The following is a 23,228-nucleotide window of genomic DNA, read 5'->3' as shown; positions in this document are numbered from 1 at the left end:
ACGACAGGCCTTTTTTAATTTTCAATCGTATCATGTCATTTAAAATTCAGACATTCTCAAAAAAAATTCTTGCGGATACCATAACCCCCGTAAGCGTCTACTTAAAAATAAGGGATAAGTTTCCCAACAGCATCTTGCTGGAAAGTAGCGACTATCATGCCAACGATAACAGTTTTTCCTATATCTGCTGTAATCCCATTGCTTCCATCAAGGTTCAAAATGAATGTATTTCAAAAGAGTTTCCAGATGGTTCCAAGGAAAAGGTTGAAATCGATGCCCATGTGGATGTCATCCATGAAATGGACACATTCGCAAAAAGTTTCAACACCACAAAACAGGATTTTAAGTTCATTACAAACGGTCTTTTTGGTTTTATGGCCTACGACGCCGTTCGCTATTTTGAGGATGTTGAAATTTCCAAAAAACCAGATTCCGTTGAAATTCCGGATATTTTTTATGCCGTTTACAAGAATGTAATCGCCATCAACCATTTTAAGAACGAGGCCTACATCTTTGCCCACTGTTTTGAATCCGAAAACAACATTGCCGAGATTGAGAGACTATTGAACGTTCGCACATTTGCATCCTATAATTTTTCCAAGGAAGGCGATGCCAAAACCAACCTGAAGGATGAAGAGTACAAGGAACATGTGGAACTGGCCAAAAAGCATTGTAAACGGGGCGATGTTTTTCAGTTGGTACTTTCCAGAAGGTTCTCCCAAAAATTCAAAGGGGACGAGTTTAACGTTTACAGGGCTTTACGCTCTATAAACCCTTCACCCTATCTGTTCTTTTTTGATTATGGCGATTTCAAGATTTTTGGAAGCTCCCCTGAAGCCCAACTTATTGTTAAGGAGGGAAAGGCCGAGATACATCCCATTGCCGGTACCTACAAACGTACCGGAAACGACGAAAAGGATGCGGAACTCGCCAAAAAATTAGCCCAGGATGATAAGGAGAACAGTGAACATGTCATGTTAGTGGATTTGGCCAGAAATGACTTGAGCAGAAATGGAAACTTGGTCCAAGTAGACACCTACCGGGAAGTACAATATTTTTCACATGTAATCCATTTGGTTTCAAAGGTAACTGGGATGAAAAAACCGGATATTTCAACGTTGAAAATAGTTGCCGATACCTTTCCGGCCGGCACTTTGAGCGGTGCGCCAAAACATATGGCCATGCAACTGATAGAAAAGTATGAAAAAACCAGTCGGTGTTATTACGGCGGAGCCATTGGTTTTATGGATTTTAACGGAAACTTTAACCACGCCATTATGATCAGAACCTTCCTCAGTAAAAACCATGAACTTCATTTCCAAGCCGGTGCAGGGCTCGTAGCCGCGTCCGATGCGAATGATGAACTTCAAGAAACCTATAACAAATTGGGCGCATTAAACAAGGCCCTAGAAATTGCTGAAACTATCTAAATGGCACGGAAGATTTTAATGATAGACAATTACGATAGTTTTACCTTCAACCTTGTACACTATCTTGAGGATTTGGGCCGCGAAGTAATCGTAAAAAGAAATGACCAACTTAGCTTGGAGGAAGTGGATAACTATCAGGAAATAGTACTTTCACCCGGTCCGGGTATCCCGGATGAAGCAGGGCTATTAAAACCCATTATTGAAAAATATGGCCCCTCCAAACGGATTTTTGGGGTATGCCTAGGTCAACAGGCTATAGGGGAGGTTTATGGGGGATCCCTTATAAATTTGGACCAGGTTTACCATGGAGTGGCTACTCAAATAAATATTATAGTTGATGACTATATTTTCGATGGACTTGAAACGGAAATAGAAATAGGAAGGTATCATTCTTGGGTGGTGAACCCTAAATTACCCGAATGTTTGGAAGCAACCTCCCTTGATGAAACTGGACAAATTATGTCCCTACGGCATAAAGATTACGACATAAGGGCCGTACAGTTTCACCCAGAGTCGGTTTTAACTCCAAACGGAAAGAAGATATTGGAAAACTGGTTAAACGGCCAGAAAAAGAAAAAAGATTTTTAGACCTGTCAGGTTTTAAAACCTGACAGGTCTAACCAACATAAAACAATAAAAAAATCCCTCCTCCTTGGGGAGGGTTGGGAGGGGCTTATGAAAGAAACACTAAATAGACTCATCAATCACGAAATCCTTGAAAAAGAGGATGCCAAGCAAATATTGGTCAACATCGCCAAGGGCGATTACAACACCAGTCAGATCGCGGCCTTTCTGACAGTGTACATGATGCGAAGCGTCACTATTGAAGAGTTGGAGGGATTCCGTGATGCGCTGCTGGACCTTTGTTTGGCCGTCGATTTATCAGAATACAACCCGATCGATCTTTGTGGAACCGGAGGAGATGGCAAGGACACCTTCAATATTTCCACTCTGGCCTCCTTTGTTACCGCAGGGGCCGGTGTAAAAGTGACCAAACACGGGAATTATGGGGTATCTTCTAAATGTGGCAGCAGCAATGTCATGGAATTCTTGGGCATCAAATTCAGTAACGAGCCAGACTTCCTTCGAAAATCCATCGATGAGGCCGGAATCTGTGTGCTTCATGCACCACTCTTTCATCCGGCAATGAAAAATGTGGCCCCAATTCGAAGGGAATTGGCGGTAAAGACCTTTTTCAACATGTTGGGGCCCATGGTAAATCCGGCCTTTCCAAAGAACCAAATGGTGGGGGTATTCAATTTGGAATTGGCTAGAATGTACGGCTATCTATATCAGAATACTGACAAGAACTTTACGGTTTTACATGCCTTGGACGGGTATGATGAAATAAGCCTGACCGGCGAAACAAAGACCATATCAAATGGTTCCGAGAATATTCTAAAGCCTTCGGACTTTGGTGTATCTGAAGTGAAAGCTACGGAAATTGAAGGAGGCGAGGACATGCCGGAATCGGCACAAATATTTTTGAACGTTCTAAACGGCAAGGGAACGGAAGCACAAAACAATGTGGTATGTGCCAATGCGGGAATCGCTATAAGTACGGTCAATGGGGTATCCCCAAAACAGGGATTTGAATTGGCCATGGAATCCCTAAAAAGTGGCAAAGGACTATCGGCATTAAAGAAATTACAGGAAATAAGCCGATGCTAGATGTTAGATGTTAGATGTTAGATGTTAGATGTTAGATGTTAGATGTTAGATGTTAGAATATATACTTTTCTAATCGATTTTTAAACCATGTATCAAAAATGTATTAATGAATATTCTGGATAAAGTAGTGGCGGATAAACGCAAGGAAGTCGCTTTGAAAAAATCGGTACTACCTAAAGCACAGTTTGAAAAATCGGTTCTTTTTGATAGAAACTGCAATTCTTTGGCTGAAGCTTTACGTAACAGTGAAACCGGTATTATAGCGGAACACAAAAGACGTTCTCCTTCAAAATCCACCATCAACCAGAATACCAATGTGGGACAAGTAGCACAAGGTTATCAAAGGGCTGGTGTGTGCGGAATGAGCGTACTAACGGATATAAAATATTTTGGAGGTTCTATTGAGGATCTTTTGTTGGCCAGGGCCTCGGTGGATATCCCGCTCTTGCGGAAGGAATTTATTATCGATGAATATCAGCTCATGGAGGCCAAGGCCTATGGTGCCGATGTTATTTTATTGATTGCCGCCGTTCTCTCAAGAGAAGAAATCAAGAACCTATCCGAATTTGCCAAGTCCCTAGGGCTCGAGGTCCTTTTGGAAGTGCATGACCAGGAGGAATTGGAGAAATCGGTCATGCCCAGTTTGGACATGTTGGGGGTCAACAACAGAAATCTAAAAACATTTGAAGTTAGTTTGGAAACAAGCAAGGCACTATCGGTATTGATACCTGATGACTTTGTAAAGGTTTCGGAAAGTGGCATTAGCTCCATCGAAGCAATAAAAACGTTAAAGGAGTTTGGATACCAAGGTTTTTTAATCGGTGAAAATTTTATGAAGACCGATAATCCAGGAAAGAGTGCCGAAATGTTTATAAAAAGCCTCCTCTAAATCCTTCAATGAAAGAGAATCACAAAAATATGGATACCAGCAAATACAACACAAGCAAAACTTCCTCCCCTTTGGGGAGGGCCGGGGTGGGGCTTAAAATTTGCGGTATGAAATACAATCCTATGGAGGTTGCCACCTTACGACCCGATTATCTGGGATTCATATTCTGGGAACCATCGGCGAGATATTTTGATGGGGAAATCAAAGCTATACCACCGGACATAGAAAAAATTGGGGTGTTTGTAGATGCGGATATATCCTATGTTTTGGACCAAATTGAAAAGTATGACCTTCAAGGGGTGCAATTGCATGGAAATGAGACCCCGGAATATTGTAAGGAGCTTGTAGAATACACCGGAAGACCTGACAGGTTTTTAAAACCTGTCAGGTGTATCAAGGTTTTTTCGGTAAAAGAGAAGTTTGACTTTTCAGTTCTAAAAGAATATGAAGAGGTTTGCGATTATTTTTTATTTGACACCAAAGGAAAACTTCCGGGCGGAAACGGGTATACTTTTGACTGGTCTTTATTGAAAAACTATCCATCCCAAAAACCCTATTTTTTAAGTGGAGGGATTGGGCCGGAAAATGTGGAAGAAATTAAAAAGTTTTTGCAAACACCCGAGTCAAAATATTGTCATGTCCTTGACGTAAACAGCAAATTCGAGGACAGGCCAGGGTTGAAAAATATTGAGAAATTAGAGGAATTTATAAAGGCGTTAGGCATTAGGCAAAAAAGAAATAAAAATTAGCTCATGAAAAAATCTGGATATGATTCCCTATTTGGGAGCGGAGGGAAGTTTCACGTAAATGAAAAAGGCTATTACGGAGAATTTGGAGGCGCGTTCATCCCCGAAATGTTATACCCCAACGTAGAAGAACTACGCCAAAAATATTTGGAAATCATGAACGAGGAATCCTTTCAAAAAGAATTCCATCAGCTCTTAAAGGATTATGTGGGGCGGCCCTCACCATTATATCTTGCCAAAAGACTTTCGGAGAAGCATGGTGCAAAAATCTACCTAAAACGAGAGGACCTCAACCATACCGGGGCCCATAAAGTGAACAATACCGTTGGCCAGATATTGATGGCCAAAAGACTGGGAAAGACCCGTATTATTGCGGAAACGGGAGCGGGGCAACACGGTGTGGCCACGGCAACCGTTTGTGCCCTAATGGGTATACACTGTGTGGTATATATGGGCGAAATCGACATTGCCAGGCAAGCTCCCAACGTGGCCCGTATGAAAATGCTCGGCGCCGAAGTTAGACCGGCTACTTCCGGGAGCAAGACCTTGAAGGATGCCACGAACGAGGCCATTCGCGACTGGATCAACAACCCCGTGGATACCCATTACATTATTGGATCGGCCATTGGGCCACACCCCTACCCAGACATGGTAACCCGTTTCCAATCGGTTATTTCCGAAGAAATAAAATGGCAGTTAAAGGAAAAGGAAGGCCGGGAAAACCCGGATTATGTGGTAGCTTGTATAGGTGGTGGCAGTAATGCCGCCGGGACCTATTACCACTTTTTGGATGAACCTGAAGTAGGCATTATTGCCGTAGAGGCGGCCGGAAAGGGTATCGATTCCGGGGAAAGTGCCGCTACATCGGCCTTGGGGAAAATCGGGATTATACATGGTTGTAAGACCATGCTCATGCAGACCGCGGATGGTCAGATTACGGAGCCCTATTCCATATCAGCAGGTCTGGACTATCCCGGGGTTGGCCCCATGCATTCGCATTTGTATGTATCGGGGAGGGCGGAATTTTATTCCGCCACCGATGACGAGGCTATGACGGCAGGTCTGGAACTCTCGCAATTGGAAGGAATCATTCCTGCCATCGAATCCGGGCATGCATTTGCCATTTTTCAGCACAAAAAATTCAAGCCGGACGATGTGGTAGTCATGAGTTTATCCGGAAGGGGCGATAAGGATTTACAGACGTATATAGATTATTTTAAAATATAGATGTTAGACATAAGATATTAGAAGTAAGACCCATAATGCCGGTCAAACAATATCCACAAAGCTAACATATCATTTCTAGCATCTCATATCTCTTATTCATGAACAGAATACAACAAAAATTAAGGGAAGACAAGAAACTATTGTCCATCTATTTTACCGCTGGATATCCAGCGCTAGACGATACAGTAGAAATCATCGAGGATTTGGAAAAGAACGGCGTGGACATGATAGAAATTGGTCTACCGTTCAGCGATCCATTGGCGGACGGACCCACTATCCAGGAGAGCTCCACCGCAGCTTTAAACAACGGAATTACAACGGATGTTCTGTTCGATCAATTAAAGGATATCAGAAAAACTGTGTCCATACCCCTTATCATCATGGGCTATTTTAACCCGGTACTTCAATATGGCGTTGAGAAATTTTGCAAGAAATGCCAGGAAATTGGTATCGACGGACTCATTTTGCCCGATTTACCTTTGGATGTCTATGATTCCGATTACAAAGCGATTTTTGAAAAATATGGATTGTTGAATACGTTTCTCATTACCCCGCAAACGAGCGACGATAGAATCCGCCAAATTGACAAAGCCTCCAAAGGGTTTATCTATATGGTAAGTTCCGCAAGTGTTACGGGTTCAAAATCCGGATTTGGTAAAGAACAAGAAGCTTATTTTGAGCGGATAGCTGCGCTTAAGCTCGCTAATCCACAAATTGTAGGCTTTGGCATCAAGGATGCCGAAACATTTGAAAAGGCCACTCGCAAGGCCAAGGGAGCGATTATTGGGTCGGCCTTTATTAAATTCCTAACGGAAAATGGCACAGGAAATATCCATAGTTTTATACATAAAATACGATGAGCTTCATAAACGATTGGCGAGTCATTATACTCTTATGTTTGACCCTTGGCCTGGCCCCCTTTTTTCCTGAACCACATCTTTGGGGCAAAATACGGTGGATACTGGGAGGGGCCAAAGGAATGGCAATTATGGATTGGTTCGATGTACTTTTACATGGTTTTCCTTATGTATTGTTGCTTCGGAAAATTGTACTTTCTCTACTAAAAAAGTAGTTTCATTTCAATTGGTAGCCCTATCTTTAGGCTTCACTTTTTCAATTAGTCAGCTACTACTATATGATAAGAAGCGTTATAACCCTCGTATTTTTCATTGCCACCATAACCAATATTCTGGGGCAGGATTCCATCAAATTAAAATCCCAGGTGCGTAAAACCATCGATGAACTAAAGGATTTTGTGGCCCTACCCAATGATGCCCTAAATCCGGAAGATATAGATAATAACATTATTTGGCTTCGGAATAAATTCAATGCCCGTGGTTTTAATACGAGTATTCTAGAAACGGAAGGACTGCCCCTATTCTTCGCAGCGCTCCCCATGGACGATGCCAAACCCACCATACTTTTTTACATGCATTTTGACGGCCAATCCGTTGATGCGTCCAAATGGAATCAGAAAAACCCCTACGTTCTGGAATTAATGTCCAATAAGGAAGGGCAATGGCAGAAAGAATCCTTTGATGCCTTGGATACCGATATCAATTACGACTGGCGCCTTTTTGGCCGTTCCACTTCAGATGACAAAGGGCCAATTGTAATGTTTTTGAATACGATAGACCTGTTAAAGGAAAATGGTGTTACCCTTCCTTTTAACGTAAAGGTGATCTTGGATAGTGAGGAGGAAAAAAGTAGTGCCCCTTTACCAAAAGCGGTGAAAACCTATCGCGAACTTTTGGAGGCCGATTTTCTGGTAATAAATGATGGGCCGGTACACGCATCGGGCAGACCTACGGTGGTTTATGGATGCCGAGGTATCACCACCTTGTCACTTACAGCATTTGGCCCAATTCATCCGCAGCATAGCGGGCATTATGGGAATTATGCCCCAAACCCGGGTTTTATACTCTCCAAATTATTGGCTTCCTTTAAGGACGACGCAGGTAGGGTTATCATTCCAGGATATTACGATGGGATAGTTTTGGACGAAGACACCCAGACTATTTTAAAAAGTGTTCCGGATAATGATACCGAAATTAGAGAAAGACTTCAATTTAATTCTGCCGATAAAGTGGGGGCATTCTACCAAGAATCCTTACAATATCCTAGTTTGAACATCCGAGGACTGGGCTCCGGTTGGGTAGGTGCCGAAGCGCGGACCATAGTACCAGCATTGGCCACGGTGGAATTGGATTTGAGATTGGTACCGGAATCGGATGGAAACCGACTCAAAAAATTGGTGAAGGATTTTATCAGGGATCAAGGTTTTTACGTAACGGACACGGTACCAACGAAGGAAGAACGTTTAAAGCATGAAAAAGTAATCATGGTAACCGAAGGTTCCGTTACCGATGCCTTTCGCACAGATTTGAGCGATCCTTATGGAAACCACATTGTAAACACCTTAAAGGACACTTTTGAACAGGATGTAGTGCAGATCAGAATCATGGGGGGAACGGTACCCATTGCACCTTTTGTGAACGAACTTCAGATTCCCGCATTCCTAGTGCCCTTGGTGAATCCTGATAACAACCAACACAGTCCCAACGAAAATCTAAAAATCGGTCAGATTGCCTACGGAATTCAAGCCTTTTATGCGCTGTTGAGCACACCCATGAATTAACGGCTATTTTTTTAAATATATTAGAAATACACCATTGGCTCCCCTTGAGCCATATAACGTCGCATCTTCACCTTTCAATAATTTTATGGATTTGACTTCCGCTGGATTTATAAAGGATATGCTTTGCACAAAACTATCATCTACCAAAAACAACGGTGTAGTATCCCCAAAAGAACCTTTACCCCTAACGACAATATCCGATCCATTGACCACAATACCCGTGAACATTTCCCTTATCAATTGGTAGATGTCTGCATAATCCTCAAATCTTGAAGGGTCAATGGTTCCCTTTCTATAAGCGGTAGTATTGAATCCTAAATCCTCCAATTGACGCTCCGTTAAGACAATATGCTCCTTGGGAAAAACAAATTCTACACGCTCTTCCCCATTATAAAACAGGGTAGCCATTCCATGCTCAGTTGAATATATAGAAAGCGTTTTGGTTTGATTTGAAATCTTTGTTTTGAAAACACCCTTTTTATTGGTTTGGACAAAAGTCTTAACCGAATCCTTATAAAGAATGGCCCTTTTTATAGGAGAGCCAAATCCGTCCAGTATAATACCCTCTATATGTATTTTATCGGATGAGCGCCGTTGTGATTGTAAGAAACCTGAAATCAATAGGAAAAAGATAAATAGATATTTCATATAAAACTTATTAAGATACTGGTTCAAAGACTAGTAAACAATTCAAGTAATTCCAAAACAACTAGATTCAAAAAAAATGGAAAGCAATGATGACTATTTGGTCGTTCTAAAGAATAAGATACAAATTTGTACCATATTAGGAGAAATAATAATTATTATCCAATTGAATTAGAACCTATTTCTCAAGACTTTAACATCCAATAACAAAGGTTTAATGGGGCATTAACGGAGTTCCCGACCCATATTTCTTACCTTAAAATGGAATCAAGAAAACAAAAAATATGGGAATTATTAAGGATAAAAGAAAATTTAAACGAACAAAGGAACAGGAAAATCCTACAAATCCGACTGGCAATACAAGAATCGATACCAATAAATTCGATATCGAAGAAAAGACAATAAAAGACCAGCAGAACAAAAAATAATTGTCTGAATAATCATAATACAAAATCCCGGCTGCTATGCCGGGATTTTGTATTATGAATTTAAACCTAGTTTTATGCAGAATTCCTACTCGCGTTGATATTCCCGTAAAGTGACCGGGTTACAATCTTTTCATAGAGTTCCTTTTGCTCCGCCCCTTGGCTTATTTTCTGAAGCGCATATTGCTGGATGACCAATAATGGCAATACGATATCTTCCCTGATTTTTATGGATTCCCTGGATATGGCCTCCTTCTCCATGAGGACTTCCATACCGGAAAGTTGCAATAGCATCTTTTTGGAAAGCTCGTACTCCTGCAATAAAATCTCCCAAAAAGCCCCATATTCCTTATCCTCCTTCATGTAGCTTGTCAGTTCAAAATAACACTTGGAAAGGCTCATCATACTGTTCATCATCAACGCCTGAAAAAATGGGACCTCGTCATATAGTTTTTTGGCCTCATCGAATCGGCCTTCATCCTCCAATTTTTTAAGGGCCGTACCTATTCCAAAATATCCGGGAACATTTTGTTTCAATTGGCTCCAAGAACCCACAAAGGAAATCGCCCTTAAATCTGACAGTTCCAATTTTGCCTTGTTCCCACGTTTGCCCGGCCTACTCCCAATATTGGCCTTAGTATAGTATTTCAAGGTACTCATGTTTTCCAAATAAGGCATGAATTTATCATGGTGCTTCAAGGCGTCGTACTTCTCAAAACTTAAATCGGATAGTTCCTCGATCAACTCCCTAGATGCATCGGAAATCGTAATCTCCTTACCTAAAATGGAATTGGAAAGTCCGGCTGTCAACAATTGTTCGCTGTTATAAATAAACTGCTCCTTGGTGCCATAGGTACTGGTTATCGTCTGCCCTTGGATCGTCAATTGAATTTCATTATTGGCCACTTTGCTGGTCTGTGCCGCATAAAAACGATGTGTCTTACCACCACCCCTAGCCGGTGGACCTCCCCTACCATCAAAGAATATGGCATCTACTCCATTACTTTCACAAACCCCGGACAAAGACTCTTTGGTCTTTAAAATGGACCAGTTTGCCTTGAGGTACCCGCCGTCCTTGGTTCCATCGGAAAACCCGAGCATAATGGTTTGCTTGTCTCCCCTGCTGGCAACATGTTCCCGGTATTCCTTTAAACCGAACAACTTCTGCATGGTGGCTTCGGAATTGTCCATACCTGCCATGGTCTCAAATAAGGGTACGATATCAAAGGATATTTTTTTATCGGCCCAACCACACCATCTGAATAATCCATAAACGAACAGCACACTGAAAATATCCTCGGAGTTACTTATGATATATCTATTGCATCCTTCCTCCCCATTTTTTTCCTGAATCGTCTTCAATTGGGAAATATTGACTATGGTATCCTTTACGATATCCTCGGAGAAATCCTTTGCCGAAAGTTCAAAATCCTCATGAAGCAAAATCTTGACCAGTTCATCTTCGGACAATTCGTTCAAGTCCTCCTTAATAAATTCTTTTTGTTTCAGCACTTCTGTCATTACCTTGGTGTGCATGCTGTGATCTTGACGGATATCGATGGTCGCAAAATGGGTCTTAAAGATTTTTACCTTATCGATAAACTTATCCAAGTCCTTTAAATACAAACTGTTGTATTTGTCGATCAAGGCTTCGCGTATTTGGATTAATGGATTTATAATTTCTTCATAACCAACATCCTTGGTACTATCGAACATGGCCGTATAGAGATTGGAACGTAGTTGGTTCAACGGGTCTTGGACGGCTTTAAACGTCAATTTATGCTGCAATCGCTTTAGGTCATTATAGTAGCACTTCATTAAGTTTAAACGAAGTTCGTTCATGACATCCTTGGTAATTTCCGCGGTTACAAAGGGATTACCGTCCCTGTCGCCCCCAGGCCAAAACCCGAGTTTTACTATATTGTGGTTCTCGAACTTCTTTGAACCTGTACTTCCCTTTATATAGGAATAAAGGTCACCTATGGCATCATAATACACATGTCTCAAGGTGTAAATGATGTTCTTGGCCTCATCCAACGGGGTAGGTTTTTTTGCATTTATCAAAGAGGTAAGGCCCAATTGCTGTAAGGCCACATCGATTTCATCGATACGATCCTCGAGAATCAGCGTCCGTAAATTTGTAATGATATCAAGAACCGCCGGTGTGTAAAATTGGGTAGGGTGCGCCGTCAATACAATGCGTGCACTGAAATTATCCAGTTTTTCACCAATTTGGTCCCAGGCCCCATTGCGTTCCACCAATTGAAAATAATCCTTCAAGGACAATGAACTGGAATGTTTGTGCAATTTTGGAAAAGCGGCATCCTCCACACTGTCGTACAGTACTACTTGGCGTTCCACATACTGGATTACACGGAACATAAAATCGATTTTTTCCTTTTCCGTTTCCAAACTACCAAACTTTTCGAAAAACATATCCAATATTTCCTTTGGATTGAGACCCTGTTTTAGACCTTTTTCAGATTGGTCCATCAGTAAAGGAATCAACATGCCCACATTATCGATATTACTGTATGGCAAGTTTAGAAATAGACTATTGTAAACATTGAACTTATTTTCAACGGATTTTTTAAATTCTTCCAATCTTTCCGACTGCTGCATATTTCAAATAATTTTTTCAATTAATAAGATTGCCTTCCCTCCTTACTACATCCATAAAGATCGATATTCTATGGAAATTGAAAGCACGAAAATGCTTAAATAACAAAATAGATTTCCTTCACCACAAAAACAACAGTTTTGACAACAATAATTAATCCAAGCCAAAAAACCGACTTAATTTTACATCGTAATCAAGTAAATAATTTTTTCATTTTCATATAGTGTTCTCGTAAAAGAGTCTTGCCGCAAAAGCAAGGCTCTTTTTAGTTTTAAGGGTTTAGAAATGTTTGGCGTACTGGAGCACCCTAAAATCTACCGTATTAAAATTGGGGTTGGCCGCTTTCATTTCTTTGTATTCTGGAATACTGCCCACTGCGCGATTTGCAGCGCCGGATGGTGCGATCAAGGATACCGTTTTAATTGCATTGTTGGTTTTAGGATGCACAAATTCATGTATCCTTGGAACTTCATTCGATTTCACCTTCAATTGCAATCCATGGTCCTTCAAGTGTTTTCTAAAAAAGTACTCCGGGCCGTTCTTACTGTTGCCCCCCGTGAATAGCAATGTTTCCACGGTAGGGTATTTTTCCAAATAAAAGAGAAGGTTTCTAAGTTTGATATTTTGCATTCCCAAATCAGAAGCATCTACTTTTTCACGTTCCGCCGATGCAACAATATCACAAATCCCTATTCTGTTCCTGATCAAAAATTCCTTTCGTTGCACAATAGCCCTTTCAGAGGTTTCAAAAAGTAGGTCCAGTTTAAAGATTTCGTTCAAAATAGGCCATAACTGTCCATCTCTGCTTCCATAACAGAAATTCACATCGCCCTCCCTTAGGGCTCCTGTAGTGAATCTTGGTGGCGGTAGGGTACCAACGATCAATTTTTTTACGCCTTCAAAAAGAAAAGGTTCATAGGGATGTGTATGTAGAAACATACTATTGGATATTGAGATTAGGAAGCCAAATCTATTGAAATAGGCGTTTAACTCCAATTTTGTAACTTTAGGAAGTAATACCATTTCTGGCCTAAGCGACCAAAAACATTTGGAGCTAGGCATCCATGTGCGTGGAAGCACAACAGGAGTTTTAAATTTTATAAATAAGTAAAGTTCCTTGGAGCACGTCCGCAAGGCGTTCGATGGAAACGAACTTTTAATCTTGAGTTAAACATCAGGGTACAATACCCGTTGGCGTTGCCAATAAAAACGAAAATGATATGGGAAAAGGGGACAAAAAAACAAAGCGCGGAAAAATTGCCAATAATTCATACGGGGCAAGAAGACCTAGAAAAATAAAGAGAAAACCCTCCGTTGAGGAGAAAATTAAAGTCGGGAAGAAGAAATAGGTTTAATAGTCTATCCTAAAGTTAAAATCAATTTGGTTTTCATCATCAAGACCCAATTCGTAGGTATAAAAGCCTACTGGCAATGAATCTATAATGAGAACCCTAGGGGTATATTCGAAAGTTGCTGAATCTGACACAATGGTCAAGCCCATTTCTTCCGGAGCCGAATCAAAAGCATAATATTCTGAGAATTCACCTGCCAGTACATTGTCGTAAATCGTATCCTTTTCGGTCACCCTGACTTCGCTGAAATTGAAATCCGTATCGTTCTTTATACGGATGTTTACCTTGTTCACATCATCGTCGCGATCGGTACATGATAAAAGGACTGCGGAAAATATAGCGAAAACCAGTAGGAGCCTTTTCATTTTTTTTAGAGTAAGAATAAACTATACTAGCAGAACGAAAAGAAGGAAAATATATTATTACCGGATAAAGACAGGTTCGTTTTCCTTAACTGTATGTTCCTGACTGAATTGATAATCATCCAAATCGAATCCTTTGATATCTTCTAGAGTCGATGCCTTGGAGTCCAGAATATAACGTACCATGGAACCACGGGCTTTTTTGGCAAAAAAGCTTATGACCTTTAATTTATCGTTTTTCCAATCCTTAAAAACGGGACTGATGACAGGAACTTTTAACTTCTTGGTGTCCAGTACGCTAAAATATTCGTTGCTGGCCAGATTCACGAACAGCTCCCCATCTTCCAATTCATTGTTCAAGTGTTCCGTAACCTCCTTTTTCCAAAAATCATAGAGGTTCTTTTTCCTACCTACTTTTAAGGAGGTACCCATTTCCAATCGGTACGGCTGAATTAAATCGAGGGGTTTGAGAATACCATAGAGTCCGGATAATATGCGTAGGGTATTCTGTAGGTCATCAAGCTTTTCATCCCTGATGGTATACGCATCCAGCCCTTGATACACATCACCATTGAAGGCAAATACTGCTGGTCTAGCATTTTCTTTGGTGAAGGGAACGGAAAAATTTTGATTGCGCTCCCAGTTCAATTGGGCCAGATTATCGGAAATTGACATCAATTCTGACAGGACCTTAGGTTTTTTCTTGGCCAGCACTTTATTCAGCTGCTGGGCTTGCTTTAAAAAATAGGGTTGGGAAAATCTATCGGTAGGCAAGGTACTTTCAAAATCCAGTGATTTTGCAGGAGATATTACTATCTTCATAAGTTTAAAATTAGGTAAATAAATTGATTTTCAAACACTTAATTACGTATAGATATTTTACTTTCCACAACAAATCCCTCGATGAGGGTTTCATTTGTTTCTGTTGTTTCCGATGGCAAACATCAATTTCTCAGCTTCAAAAATATGTGATTTTTGTCCGTTCAAAAACCGATATCAAAAAAGAGTTTTGATAGTCCTATCGACTTACTCTATAAACCGGATTTAGCGTAGCTGCGCCACTTTTCTATGCACGTCTGCATATCCTCAGGGATAACGGAATCAAAGCGCATTTGCTGGCCCGTCACCGGATGGACAAATCCCAATGTTTTGGCATGTAGTGCCTGTCTGGGTAAAACCTTAAAGGCATTTTCTACAAACTGTTTATACTTGGTAAAGGTGGTCCCTTTCATGATTTTGTCGCCCCCGTAGCGCTCGTCGTTAAAGAGGGTATGGCCTATGTACTTCATATGGACCCTTATTTGATGGGTCCTACCGGTCTCCAATTTGCAGGATACCAAGGTTACATAGCCAAGACGTTCCAACACCTTATAGTGGGTGATTGCCTCCTTGCCATCGGAACCATCAGGAAAAACGTGCATCTGGAGTCGGTTTTTGGGATTCCTGCCAATATTTCCACGAATCGTTCCTTCATCATCCTCCACATTTCCCCATACCAATGCGATGTATTCACGCTCAGAAGTCTTGTCAAAAAACTGTTTTGCCAAATGGGCCATTGCCGTTTCGGTCTTGGCGATTACCAATAACCCCGAAGTGTCCTTGTCGATCCTATGAACCAATCCCGGTCGTTCACTGCTGTTGGTAGGTAAATTTTCAAAATGATAGATCAGAGCATTTATGAGCGTACCGGAATAATTCCCGTGCCCGGGATGTACCACCATGCCCGCGGGCTTGTTCACCACCAAAAGGATATCGTCCTCATAGACAATATCCAAGGGAATATTTTCCGGCACCAATAATAATTCATGGGGCGGATGTTCAAAAAGTACCTTTACCTCATCCCCTGCTTTTACCTTATAGTTACTTTTTACAATCGCATCGTTTACCCAAACATGGCCGTCCTTGGCGGCTTGCTGTATCTTGTTTCGAGTGGCGTTTTCAACAAAGTTCATCAAGAATTTATCCACCCTCAATGGATCTTGTCCCTTGGAGGCTACAAACTTGTAATGCTCAAAAAGATCGTCGTTATCCTCTTGCTCCGAATTTACTATTGAAGTCATAATTATTCCGGATCTTCCTGAATGACAACACTGCCTGGCACGTTGCCGTTACCGCAAATCAACTCAATTTTAGAGGTTTTGGGCAGCTTATCCCCTGGCTTGATATCTTTTCCCTTATATTTTATGTAGTAGACCATATCCTTTCCCAATTGGTCTATATAGGTTACACGTTGGACATCCAGACCAACGGCTTTTAACATGGACGATGCGTTTCGCTTGGTTACTTGGATAATTTTGGGCACGGTCACCTTTTTATATCCGGACGGATTTACCGTAAAGTATATCTTTCTATTGCTTTTGACCTTGGTACCGGCGGATGGATTTTGCTCAATAATCGAAAATCTTGGATAATCTGGATTATAATTGGCCGAGTCCACAACTTCATAGCGCAAACCGGCACTTTCCACTTTTTGGCGCATTTCCATTACCGATAGTTTTGAAAAATCCGGTACTTCTACAAATTCCCCATGGTTGGTGGTACTGTTAAGCCATCTTAAAACCAAAAAGATCAGTATCAACAAGATACCTAAGGCGAGGCCTATTTGTATCAGGAAAGTTTTGCTCTTTAAAAACCTTAAAAAATTTCTCATGTATTTTTAAATTGGTACAAATATAGTAAATGCCGTTTTACAAATAGGGTACATCATTTTTCGATAAATAATTGGCACTCGCCGGCATACTGGTCTTTTTTCTTTTACGGGAATAATCCATCTTTGTAGCCTAAACTTCTATTTCATCCATGAAGAAAAATATAGCGATTATTATGGGCGGGTATTCAAGTGAATACAAGATTTCCTTGAAGAGCGGCAACGTGGTCTACGGTTATTTGGACAAGGAAAAATTCAACTGTTTTCCCATTCATATATTCAAGGATAAATGGGTGTATGTGGATGAAAAAAATGAAGAAACCCCGGTAAACAGACACGATTTTTCCATCGAAATAAACGGGAATAAAGTGAATTTTGATTGTGTTTTCAATGCCATCCATGGTTCACCAGGAGAAAACGGACTCTTGCAAGCCTATTTTGAACTGTTGGATATACCACAGACCTCCTGCGATTTTTACCAATCGGCACTTACCTTTAACAAGAGGGATTTATTGAGTGTTTTAAAGCCGTATGGCATTAAATGCGCCCCATCCTTTTATTTGAACAAAGGCGACGCCGTGAATGAGTATGAGATCATTGAAAAAGTAAAGCTTCCCTGTTTTGTAAAGGCAAATAAATCCGGTAGTAGCTATGGAATCTCAAAGGTTTACAAAAAGGAAGAATTGAAAAAAGCGATCGATGTGGCCTATGAGGAGGACGATGAAATAATCATTGAAGGCTTTTTGAGCGGCACTGAGGTATCCGTAGGGGTTATCAAATATCAGGGAAAGACTAAGGTACTTCCGGTTACCGAGATTATCTCAGAAAACGATTTTTTTGACTATGAGGCAAAATATGAAGGTAAATCGCAGGAAATAACACCCGCAAGAATTTCAGAAACACAGGAGGCGAATGTATCAAAATTGGCAAAAAAAATCTATGAGGTTTTGAAAATGAAAGGATTTTCAAGAAGCGAATTTATTTTTATCGGAGATGAACCGTATCTCTTGGAAGTAAATACCACACCCGGTCTTACCACGGAGAGTATTCTGCCACAACAGGCCGCCAAGGCGGGAATATCCCTTTCAGCTCTTTTTGAAAATGCCATCAATGAGGTTTTAGGATAAGCTGTTTCAGGGCAAGTCCGTTGGCTTAGGCTGAAAACTATTTTAGTTCTAGGATAAACTCCTGGGTCTTGAAACCTTTGGCGGAGGCAATAAAATGAGTATTTTTAAAATGAATCTTAGTTCCATTTTATGAGGCGCGCAATTTTTCCAGGATCTTTTGACCCACTTACACTAGGCCATCATGACATCATCATGCGTGGCATCACGTTGTTTGATGAACTTATAATAGCCATTGGAAAGAATGCCGAAAAAAAGTACATGTTCACCCTCGAAGAGCGGGTTACCTTCATTGAAAAGGCCTTCGTGAACGAACCTAAAATAAAGGTTTTGACCTATGAAGGCCTAACCGTGGATTTTTGTAAAAAAGTAAATGCAGGTTTTATTTTAAGAGGTCTAAGAAATCCGGCGGATTTTGAGTTCGAAAAGGCCATTGCGCACACCAATCGGAAACTTTCCGAAATTGAGACCGTATTCCTGCTAACCTCTTCCGGAAAATCCTATATCAGCTCGTCCATAGTGCGGGATGTAATCAGGAACGGGGGAGATTATACCGGCCTAGTCCCTGATTCTGTCAACGTTTCAAAATAAAGTTTGACCCTTGGTCCATTGCTTACTCTTCTAAATAAATTTTGGAATCAAGCCGCAAATCCCTTTAAATTTTTCCAATTGTAAGAAAATACCACATAATTTCATATGTTCACAACATTTATAAGATACATTTAACATCAACCGATATTTTTGTAAGAAATTACATATATGTTGAAGGACCTTAAGATTCAATCTACTTCGTATTTAATAAAGCAACTACCTACACTAACAGTATTTGTTGATACGGATTTTAATATCATCCATGCTTCGGACAAATGGCTTTTTACTTTTGGAGAGAAAAGCACCAGTACCATAGGTGATAGTCTTTTTAGCGTTTTTTCTGAACTAAATTCTAAATGGAAGAAGGTATTGATGGGGTGCTTTGAAGGAAAATGTAGTCCCATTGGAATTCAAAAATATACAGATATATCCAATCATGTTAAGTGGTACAAGTGGTCCAACACTTGCTGGTATGATGAGAATGAGAATATTATTGGCGCTATCATTCAGATGAACGATGTAACTGATGCCGTAGAAAATGAACGAGAATTAAGAAAAACAAAAGTACAGTTAAAGCAACATTCAGAAATTTCCAAAACCGGTAGATGGGAGTACGATATTGAAAAGGACGAAATAACTTGGTGCGATACTACAAAGGCAATCCATGAAGTACCCTCAAGTTTTGTCCCCAGATTGGATACCAGTATTCAATTCTACAAAGAGGGTTATAGTAGAAATGCTATTTCCATGGCCGTTTTTGAAGGTCAGGAAAAAGGAAGGGCATGGAGCCTAAAATTACAGATCATTACAGCAACAGGAAAAGAAAAATGGGTGTTGGCTACCGGAAAACCATACTATGAAAAAGGAAAACTTATAGGTTTCACCGGAACCTTCCAAGATATAGACGAACAGGTATTAGCCAACAATGAGATCAAGAAAAGTGAAAAACTATTAAGAACATTAATAGATAATCTTCCATTGAATGTCTATGTAAAGGATATCAACTCCAAAAAGATATTGGTCAATAAAGCGGAGTGCATCTATTTAGGGGCCAAAAATGAATCAGAACTTATTGGGAAAGATAATTTCGACATTTATGATATTGAGACGGCAAAGAAATTTACGGAGCAGGATATGAAGGTAATGTCTGATTTAGTGCCTATCCTAGGAGAAGAAATGGTAAGTATTGATAAGAAAGGAGTCGAAACGACCTTTTTGACATCTAAAATTCCCTTGCTAGATGAAAGGGGACGGGCAAATGGACTTATAGGTATCAGTGTTGATATAACATCCATAAAACAAAAGGAAAAAGAATTAAGAAATCTCATAGACGTAACTTCCTTGCAAAATAAAAAAATTATAAATTTTGCCCATATTGTCTCTCATAACCTTAGGTCCCATAGTGCTAATTTTTCGATGCTCCTTGACTTTTTACGTCATGAAAACGATGAAGATGAAAAACAAAAAATTCTGGGAATGCTCAACAATGCATCAGGTAATCTCTTAGAAACTATTGAAAATCTTAATGAGGTATTGGCGATAAACACCAACATTAATGTTGAAAAAAAGGTAATCAACCTTTTTGAAAAATTAAAATCAGTTGAGAAAAATTTGGCCAATGTTATTTTCGAAAACCAGGCGCAAATTGAATCGGATTTTCATTTAGATCAAACCATAAAGACAGTACCTGCATATTTGGAAAGTATTTTAATGAACTTTATTACCAATGGGATAAAGTATAAACACCCAGAAAGAAAACCCGTTATTTCACTGAGTTTGGAAAAAGGCAAACTGGTTTCCATATTAACAATCAAAGATAATGGACTGGGAATAGATCTAATGAAATATGGAAATAAGCTTTTTGGAATGTACAAAACCTTCCATGCTCATGAAAACGCTAGGGGTATGGGACTTTATATTACAAAAAATCAAGTTGAGGCTATGGGTGGTAAAATAGAAGTTGAAAGTAACGTTGGGGTTGGAACCACATTTAAGATTTTTTTTAATGAGGAAATTTAAATTTATAAGCATAATAGATGACGATCCAATAACTATATTTGGTATTAAAAAATTGCTAAGCTGTGTTGTGGATTGTGATAGTATTGAAGCGTATAAGGATGGTAAAATAGCCTTTGATACAATTAGAAAAAAGTTCGAGCATGATGAGGATATTCCAGAGGTAATTTTTTTGGATATTAATATGCCCATTATGGATGGATGGCAATTCTTAGAAGAATTTATTAAGTTACCGATTAAAAAAAGGATAAGGATTAATATCGTAACATCTTCAATTGATCCATTTGACAAAGAAAAATGGAGTTACTTCAAGGATAGCACACACCACGTTATAACTTATAATAACAAACCGATAAACCGGGAGGAAATAGCAGAAATGACCAAAGAAGCTTAATTCTGAAGTTGGATGTTTTTGGCTATTTTTGCAAGAAATCCATTGAATTATAGTAATTAGTGATGTAGTTTTTTGCTATGAAGAAGCGTTTTATACTACCTATCTTATCCCTTATATTTCTTGCCTGTGAAACCAAGACAACAAATGTTGCCCTAGACCTCCCTACTACATTTGAAACATCCAATGGCACAGAAACGCCTACTTATGAAGAAGTAATTGATTTTTACTTGAAGTTGGCGAAGGAATTTCCTGAAATAAATATCCAGACTATTGGTAAAACGGATAGTGATCGGCCGCTGCACTTGGTTACCTACAATAACGATAGAGATTTCAATTTCAGTAAAATAAACAAGGAAAAAACAGTTTTATTCATCAATAACGGAATCCATCCAGGAGAAAGTGATGGCATTGATGCCACGATGTTGTTGTATCGGGATTTGGCGAGCGGGAAACTATCCCCACCCAAAAATACCGTATTGGTAACAATACCCATATACAATGTTGGCGGCGCGTTAAACAGAAATTCCACTTCTAGGGCCAATCAGAACGGCCCTAAATCCTATGGCTTTCGGGGAAATGCTCTCAATTATGACCTAAATAGGGATTTTATTAAGTCCGATACAAAAAATGCAAGAACTTTTGCCCATATTTTCCATTTGGTAAAGCCCGATGTATTTATTGACAACCATGTTAGTAACGGGGCAGATTACCAATACACCCTGACCCATCTGTTTACACAGCATAACAAACTTGGGGGCAAATTGGGCCCCTATCTCCATGAGCGGTTCATGCCGGCCCTCGTGGACTCTTTGGCCAGCGATAATTGGGACATTACACCTTACGTAAACGTTTTCAACAAGCCGCCAGAGGTTGGTTTTGGGCAATTTATGGACCATCCTAGATACTCCACAGGCTATACGACCCTATGGAACACTTTGGGCATGATGGTGGAAACGCACATGTTAAAACCGTACAAAACAAGGGTAGAAGGCACCTATGCGCTAATGACAAAAATGCTTGCCCTAAGCGAAATGGAAGGCGCCAAGATCAAGGAATTAAAGAGCAAATCCAATGCGGCTTTTTTAGGGAAAGACCATTATCCCATTCAATGGGTTATTGATAGTACAAAAACCACCACGATCGACTTTAAAGGCTTTCAAGCGGATACGGTGACCAGTGGGGTAACCGGATTTGAACGATTGAAGTTCGATCGGGAAAAACCCATTACAAAGGAGGTTACTTACTACGATTATTACAAGGCAGCGGACTCCATAGAAATCCCCGAAGCCTATATTATTAAAAAACAATGGAAAGAGGTTATTGACCTTTTAAGCGCAAACGCAATTAAGTTTAGTGTTGTCGAAAAGGATACGGTCAAAAATGTGGAATCCTATACCATTGAAAGCTTTGAGACCCGGAACCGACCTTATGAAGGGCACTATCTACACTACAACACAAAAGTATTGGCCACAATTGAAAATATTTCATTTGAAGCCGGGGATGTATTGGTACCTACACAGCAGGAGGGCATAAGGTATCTATTGGAAACCCTGGAACCAGAAGCTGTGGATTCCTTTTTCAATTGGAACTTTTTTGACACCATATTACAGCAAAAAGAAGGGTTTTCACCGTATGTTTTTGAAGATACCGCCCTCTTAATGCTACAAAACGATTCGGTTCTAAGACAGGAATTTGATTTCAAAAAACAGAATGATATTGCATTTTCAGAAAATTGGTACGCGCAACTCGACTGGTTGTTCAAGAAATCCGAGCTCTACGAAAAAGCCCATAATCGATATCCAGTATATAGGGTCTTGAAGAAGTGATGTAGATTACAATTCGTTCGAACAGCATTGGCCTAATCCCCTTCGAACAAAATTTTAATGTTCACATAGGAGTTCTGTAAGGCCTTTTGAATCTTCTTTGGGCCTTTCCACTTGACCTTTACGATACCTTCCTTTTTCTCTGGTTTGAGTTTTCCGGAATAATCTGTCTTCATGGCATACCAATGCACCTGTTTGAGCGTAGTAGTGCCATTGTTCTTAAATATGTGGTAGGTAGTCCTAAGGAAATTCTCAACCCGTAGACCCTTAACCCCTGTTTCTTCCATAACTTCCCGCACGGCACAGTCCTCAATGGATTCTCCCTTGTCCAGCCTACCTTTGGGCAGGTCCCACTTATCGTTCCTGTAGATGAAGAGCACCCTCCCTTCCGAATTGGTAACCACTCCGCCTGCTGCAACCACCATAGGAATCTCTTGTGTGAACTTTTTTAGGATTTCCTCTGAATTGGGATGATATATGTAGGCCTCCGTTAGCTTTTTCTTTTTTAAGGCCTTTATTGCGCTGCTGATGGATTCTTGGTTCAAAAGAAAATACTCGCCGCCAGCTGTTTCGGAGAGTTTATTTGTTAAAATCAGAGGCAGTTCATTTACAAAAACTTTATACATTT

Annotated in this window: 23 protein-coding genes; 15 read left to right on the top strand and 8 right to left on the bottom strand. The window is 40.2% G+C overall.

Annotation, left to right across the window (positions count from 1 at the left end):
• Nucleotides 1-32 precede the first annotated feature (32 nt).
• The 8 genes from FEK29_RS16515 (at nt 33) to FEK29_RS16475 (ending at nt 8,601) form a co-directional block, all read left to right on the top strand.
• The gene (locus FEK29_RS16515) at nt 33-1,430 is read left to right on the top strand and encodes an anthranilate synthase component I family protein (RefSeq protein WP_138259544.1); all 1,398 of its coding nucleotides are present in this window, start codon (nt 33-35) and stop codon (nt 1,428-1,430) included.
• Nucleotides 1,431-2,018, top strand: coding sequence for an anthranilate synthase component II (locus tag FEK29_RS16510; RefSeq protein WP_138259543.1), 588 nt, complete (start codon nt 1,431-1,433; stop codon nt 2,016-2,018).
• Nucleotides 2,019-2,105: 87 nt separating this feature from the next.
• The gene (trpD, locus tag FEK29_RS16505) at nt 2,106-3,101 is read left to right on the top strand and encodes an anthranilate phosphoribosyltransferase (RefSeq protein WP_138259542.1); all 996 of its coding nucleotides are present in this window, start codon (nt 2,106-2,108) and stop codon (nt 3,099-3,101) included.
• A 106-nt stretch (nt 3,102-3,207) separates the two neighbouring features.
• Nucleotides 3,208-3,990, top strand: coding sequence for an indole-3-glycerol phosphate synthase TrpC (trpC, locus tag FEK29_RS16500; protein ID WP_138259541.1), 783 nt, complete (start codon nt 3,208-3,210; stop codon nt 3,988-3,990).
• 8 nt (nt 3,991-3,998) lie between these two features.
• The gene (locus FEK29_RS16495) at nt 3,999-4,739 is read left to right on the top strand and encodes a phosphoribosylanthranilate isomerase (protein ID WP_394347777.1); all 741 of its coding nucleotides are present in this window, start codon (nt 3,999-4,001) and stop codon (nt 4,737-4,739) included.
• A gap of 3 nt (nt 4,740-4,742) precedes the next feature.
• Nucleotides 4,743-5,963, top strand: coding sequence for a tryptophan synthase subunit beta (gene trpB, locus FEK29_RS16490; RefSeq protein WP_138259540.1), 1,221 nt, complete (start codon nt 4,743-4,745; stop codon nt 5,961-5,963).
• Between the two features lie 98 nt (nt 5,964-6,061).
• Entirely contained in the window at nt 6,062-6,823 is a 762-nt protein-coding gene (gene trpA, locus FEK29_RS16485) for a tryptophan synthase subunit alpha (protein WP_138259539.1), read from the top strand.
• A 275-nt stretch (nt 6,824-7,098) separates the two neighbouring features.
• Nucleotides 7,099-8,601: a M20/M25/M40 family metallo-hydrolase gene (locus FEK29_RS16475; RefSeq protein ID WP_138259537.1), complete on the top strand. Its 1,503-nt coding sequence runs from the start codon at nt 7,099-7,101 to the stop codon at nt 8,599-8,601.
• Nucleotides 8,602-8,604: 3 nt separating this feature from the next.
• Here FEK29_RS16475 and FEK29_RS16470 read toward each other — a convergent pair whose 3' ends face one another.
• On the bottom strand, nt 8,605-9,249 hold the full coding sequence (locus tag FEK29_RS16470; RefSeq protein WP_138259536.1) for a TonB-dependent receptor plug domain-containing protein: 645 nt from the start codon (nt 9,247-9,249) through the stop codon (nt 8,605-8,607).
• 281 nt (nt 9,250-9,530) lie between these two features.
• Between FEK29_RS16470 and FEK29_RS18070 the strand changes: the two genes are divergently transcribed.
• A complete protein-coding gene (locus FEK29_RS18070) occupies nt 9,531-9,674 on the top strand; it encodes a hypothetical protein (RefSeq protein WP_162850221.1) in 144 nt (47 codons plus the stop codon).
• A gap of 72 nt (nt 9,675-9,746) precedes the next feature.
• On the opposite strand, the gene FEK29_RS16465 is transcribed toward FEK29_RS18070, so the two are convergent.
• Together FEK29_RS16465 and FEK29_RS16460 are read right to left on the bottom strand one after the other, a co-directional pair.
• Nucleotides 9,747-12,293, bottom strand: a complete 2,547-nt coding sequence (locus FEK29_RS16465; protein WP_138259535.1) for a phosphoenolpyruvate carboxylase — start codon at nt 12,291-12,293, stop codon at nt 9,747-9,749.
• 277 nt (nt 12,294-12,570) lie between these two features.
• On the bottom strand, nt 12,571-13,230 hold the full coding sequence (locus tag FEK29_RS16460) for a uracil-DNA glycosylase family protein (RefSeq protein ID WP_138259534.1): 660 nt from the start codon (nt 13,228-13,230) through the stop codon (nt 12,571-12,573).
• Nucleotides 13,231-13,511: 281 nt separating this feature from the next.
• Between FEK29_RS16460 and FEK29_RS16455 the strand changes: the two genes are divergently transcribed.
• Nucleotides 13,512-13,640 (top strand): 30S ribosomal protein THX, encoded by a 129-nt coding sequence (locus tag FEK29_RS16455; protein ID WP_138259533.1) that lies wholly within the window; start codon nt 13,512-13,514, stop codon nt 13,638-13,640.
• Nucleotides 13,641-13,642: 2 nt separating this feature from the next.
• On the opposite strand, the gene FEK29_RS16450 is transcribed toward FEK29_RS16455, so the two are convergent.
• From FEK29_RS16450 to FEK29_RS16435, 4 genes are all read right to left on the bottom strand, one after another.
• Nucleotides 13,643-14,008, bottom strand: coding sequence for a hypothetical protein (locus tag FEK29_RS16450; protein ID WP_138259532.1), 366 nt, complete (start codon nt 14,006-14,008; stop codon nt 13,643-13,645).
• 57 nt (nt 14,009-14,065) lie between these two features.
• The gene (yaaA, locus tag FEK29_RS16445; protein ID WP_138259531.1) at nt 14,066-14,827 is read right to left on the bottom strand and encodes a peroxide stress protein YaaA; all 762 of its coding nucleotides are present in this window, start codon (nt 14,825-14,827) and stop codon (nt 14,066-14,068) included.
• A 209-nt stretch (nt 14,828-15,036) separates the two neighbouring features.
• The gene (locus FEK29_RS16440) at nt 15,037-16,065 is read right to left on the bottom strand and encodes an RluA family pseudouridine synthase (RefSeq protein WP_138259530.1); all 1,029 of its coding nucleotides are present in this window, start codon (nt 16,063-16,065) and stop codon (nt 15,037-15,039) included.
• Between the two features lie 2 nt (nt 16,066-16,067).
• Complete coding sequence (locus FEK29_RS16435; protein WP_138259529.1) at nt 16,068-16,655, bottom strand: PASTA domain-containing protein; 588 nt, start codon at nt 16,653-16,655, stop codon at nt 16,068-16,070.
• A 149-nt stretch (nt 16,656-16,804) separates the two neighbouring features.
• Here FEK29_RS16435 and FEK29_RS16430 point away from each other — a divergent pair, with 149 nt between their 5' ends.
• The 5 genes from FEK29_RS16430 to FEK29_RS16410 all read left to right on the top strand — a co-directional run bounded on the left by FEK29_RS16430 (nt 16,805) and on the right by FEK29_RS16410 (nt 22,603).
• Nucleotides 16,805-17,779 (top strand): D-alanine--D-alanine ligase, encoded by a 975-nt coding sequence (locus FEK29_RS16430; protein ID WP_138259528.1) that lies wholly within the window; start codon nt 16,805-16,807, stop codon nt 17,777-17,779.
• A gap of 129 nt (nt 17,780-17,908) precedes the next feature.
• The gene (gene coaD, locus FEK29_RS16425) at nt 17,909-18,367 is read left to right on the top strand and encodes a pantetheine-phosphate adenylyltransferase (RefSeq protein ID WP_138259527.1); all 459 of its coding nucleotides are present in this window, start codon (nt 17,909-17,911) and stop codon (nt 18,365-18,367) included.
• A 168-nt stretch (nt 18,368-18,535) separates the two neighbouring features.
• Entirely contained in the window at nt 18,536-20,386 is a 1,851-nt protein-coding gene (locus tag FEK29_RS16420; RefSeq protein ID WP_138259526.1) for a PAS domain-containing sensor histidine kinase, read from the top strand.
• A complete protein-coding gene (locus FEK29_RS16415; protein WP_138259525.1) occupies nt 20,373-20,777 on the top strand; it encodes a response regulator in 405 nt (134 codons plus the stop codon). The genes FEK29_RS16420 and FEK29_RS16415 overlap by 14 nt, the downstream gene beginning before the upstream one ends.
• A gap of 77 nt (nt 20,778-20,854) precedes the next feature.
• The gene (locus FEK29_RS16410; RefSeq protein WP_138259524.1) at nt 20,855-22,603 is read left to right on the top strand and encodes a M14 family metallopeptidase; all 1,749 of its coding nucleotides are present in this window, start codon (nt 20,855-20,857) and stop codon (nt 22,601-22,603) included.
• A 32-nt stretch (nt 22,604-22,635) separates the two neighbouring features.
• Here the strand turns inward: FEK29_RS16410 and FEK29_RS16405 are convergent, their stop codons facing one another.
• The gene (locus FEK29_RS16405; protein WP_138259523.1) at nt 22,636-23,226 is read right to left on the bottom strand and encodes an NUDIX hydrolase; all 591 of its coding nucleotides are present in this window, start codon (nt 23,224-23,226) and stop codon (nt 22,636-22,638) included.
• Between the last annotated feature and the right edge of the window lie 2 nt (nt 23,227-23,228).

Source organism: Maribacter aurantiacus (assembly GCF_005780245.1).
GTDB classification, from domain to species: Bacteria; Bacteroidota; Bacteroidia; order Flavobacteriales; family Flavobacteriaceae; genus Maribacter; species Maribacter flavus.
Note: the sequence above shows the minus strand (reverse complement) of the source record. Positions and strands in the feature narration are given on the sequence as shown.